This window comes from Psychrobacter sp. 1U2 (assembly GCF_051847575.1).
On the sequence record NZ_JBPYDC010001892.1, the window covers coordinates 1 to 503 of the forward strand.

Genomic DNA, 503 nt, shown 5'->3' on the forward strand with positions numbered 1-503 from the left:
CAGGTGTTCTACTAAATTTGGTTATAGATAAAATACTTCGTCGTTCATCTATATCCATCAATATATACTCTATCTCTTCCTTTGATGCTTATAATAATAGCAAACTATGATGCATTAGTTAATTTTAATAAATATAACTATATGATTTATTCTATAAAACCTTACTGTGAAGGTGGTTGTAAGCTTTCAGGGTTTAAGCCGCGTATCGGCACGACTTCTTGTAAGTGCTGGCGGACAGTATCGATAGGGAATTTCTGTGCTTGTAAACGTTTGGGTACAATTTGACTGCCTTGTTGCCCTTTCATTTCAAACATCATAAAGATATAGTCATCAGTCTCATCCCAGCTTTTTATTGCAGTCCATGGGATGACAGCTTGTTGGGTAGCGCCAGCTCGCATCTGCATACCGCGCATCTTATTGCTATTCATCAAGTCTGGCTGATTGCTCGGCATTGCCATGACTAAGCCGTGTTTTTGCACACCAAGCTTCATTTGACGCATCTC

General features: G+C 39.2%; 1 protein-coding gene. It reads right to left on the reverse strand.

Translation table 11 applies throughout. The annotated features are described in order from the left end of the window. Positions 1–161: 161 nt before the first annotated feature. Positions 162–503 (reverse strand): YcxB family protein (locus tag ACS8FD_RS24985; protein WP_439277825.1); only part of this gene is annotated, 342 nt, incomplete at its 5' end.